2 protein-coding genes are annotated in these 2,264 nt (G+C 67.6%); both read right to left on the reverse strand.

The features are described 5' to 3' along the window. A partial coding sequence (locus AB4Y84_RS19750) for a c-type cytochrome (RefSeq protein WP_442250735.1) occupies positions 1–747 on the reverse strand: 747 nt, incomplete at its 3' end. Then, the gene (locus tag AB4Y84_RS19755; RefSeq protein ID WP_442250736.1) at positions 744–2,090 is read right to left on the reverse strand and encodes a c-type cytochrome; all 1,347 of its coding nucleotides are present in this window, start codon (positions 2,088–2,090) and stop codon (positions 744–746) included. The genes AB4Y84_RS19755 and AB4Y84_RS19750, both read right to left, overlap by 4 nt. Positions 2,091–2,264: the final 174 nt, after the last annotated feature.

Consider the following 2,264-nt stretch of genomic DNA (forward strand, 5'->3'; position numbering starts at 1 on the left):
GCCTGCGGCCTTGTACAGCCGCGCCATGCCGGCACCGATGTTGAAGCTGCGCTCGCCCCACAGCGGCGGGAACGCGATATCGCCGCTGGCATCGCGCCGGCCTTCGCCGTTGTCGCCGTGGCAGGYGGCGCACTGCGCGGCATACAGCGCCTGTCCACGTATCGGGTCCGGTGTCAGCGTGCTGTCGATCGGCCCTTCGCTGGGCGCGGCCACGCGCGCACCCTCCGGTACCGGGCGGCTCAGCCACGCCATGTATTCCAGCATCGCACGCATCTCCGGCGCGTCCTTGGCCAGCGGTTTGCCGTTCATCGATCGCTGCAGGCAACCGTTGATGCGCTCGGCCAGGCCGATTTCCCTGCCCGGTCGCGGCATGTAGCGCGGGTAGCTGCCGCCTCCGGTGTTCAAGTAGTGGTTGCCGAACGGTCGCTTGCCCTCGGCCATGTGGCACGAATTGCAGTTCAGATCGTTGCCGACGTTGTCCGGCAGAAGGCGTGCGGTCTCGTTGAGCAGGCGACGGCCGAACATCACCGCGTCGGCGTTGCCGAGGCTGGCGATCTCCTCGGCACTGGGCACGTGGTACTGGCCCACCACCTGGCCGTGGCTGTCGAGGATGTCCAGGGTCCTCGCGACTTCCGCGTCCAGGTCCGGGTACAGGTGCTGGTACAGCAGCGTGCCAGCACCGGCCAGCAACACCGCAACGACCGCGCTGGCGATCAACGCTGTCGAACGCTTCTTCGAACGCCTCATTGCGCCGTCTCCTGCGGGACCACATGCGCCGGCTTGTCACGCACCACCCGGCGCATGCGCGCTACGTCCAGTTCAGTGACCGCGCTGGCCTGGTTGCCCCAGCTGTTGCGGATGAAGGTGAGGATGTCGGCGAGCTGCGCATTGGGCAGCTGCTCGAAGCCCGGCATGGTGAATGCCATGCGGTCATGCGCGGTATGTGGCGTGCGCCCGCCGGTCAGGGTTACCTGCACCAGCGAGCTGGGATCATCGGCGAAGACGATGGAGTTGCCGGCCAGGGCAGGGTAGACCCGTGGCATGCCGCGGCCATCTGCGCGATGGCAGGCCTGGCAGTGTTCCGCGTAGGCCAGCGAACCGGCCACCCGGTAGTCGCCGCCGCGCAGTGCGGCGGTGGTGGTGTCGGTGCCCGGCGTCCACTGCGCGCTACGCCCTTCGCGGGCCGGCAGCTGCTTCAGGTACCGCGCCATCGCCAGCAGATCGGCGTCGGACAGGTACTGCGTGCTGTGCTCGACCACATCGGCCATGCCGCCGAAAGCCGCGGAGCGATCGGTGCGGCCGGTACGCAGGAACTCGACGATTTCGGCTTCGCTCCAGCTGGCCAGGCCGGTCTGTTCATTGCGCAGGTTCTTCGCGTACCAGCCTTCCAGCACCGAGCCGGACAGGAACTGGCGGCTGCCATCGTCGGCCATCGCCTTTTCCTGGAAGGCCAGCCCGCGCGGGGTATGGCACGCGCCGCAATGGGCCAGGCCTTCAACCAGTTCGGCGCCGCGCTGCTGGCCGGTATCCAGGGTGGGATCAGGGCTGAAGCTGCGCGGACGTGCGAACAACAGCTGCCACCAGGCAAGCGGCCAGCGCATGTTTGCCGGCCACGGAATCKTGCTGTCGGCGTTGTCCTGCCGGACCGGCTGCACCGCACCCATGAAGTAGGCGTACAGCGCCTTGATCTCGGCATCGCTGGCGATCACGTACGAGGCGTAGGGCATGGCCGGATACAGCGGCTGGCCGTCATGGCGGATGCCACGCCGCACCGCGCGCTCGAAATCGGCGTAGTCGTATGCGCCGATGCCGGTCTCCGTGTCCGGTGTGATGTTGGTCGAGTACAGCGTGCCCATCGGGGTCTGCATGCCAAGGCCGCCGGCGAACGGCCTGCCGCCCGGTGCGGTATGGCAGGCGGCGCAGTCGGCAGCACGCGACAGGTACCGGCCCTGTTCGATCAGGGCCGGGTCGTGGATGTCGACCTCGGCCTGTTGCGGTGGGGCGAACCAGTACGGTGTACTGCGGGCGATGCCGTAAGCGGCGGCCAAGGTGGCGGCCAGGGCAATGGCGAGCTTGAACGGGGTGCGCATGCCGGCACTGTGGCCATTCGTGCGATGGCGTTCATTGATCCGGATCAATGCTTTCGCCGGTCGCGACATTGTGACAAGCTGAATCGATCCTGCGCTGTCATCAACCCGTCATCCAGCTGCGATAGATGGCGCCGGGCGTGGCCGCTAACCTGCCACGCTGTCGCACTTTTCCCC

The organism is Stenotrophomonas sp. 2YAF22, from assembly GCF_052114665.1.
Lineage (GTDB): Bacteria > Pseudomonadota > Gammaproteobacteria > Xanthomonadales > Xanthomonadaceae > Stenotrophomonas > Stenotrophomonas indicatrix.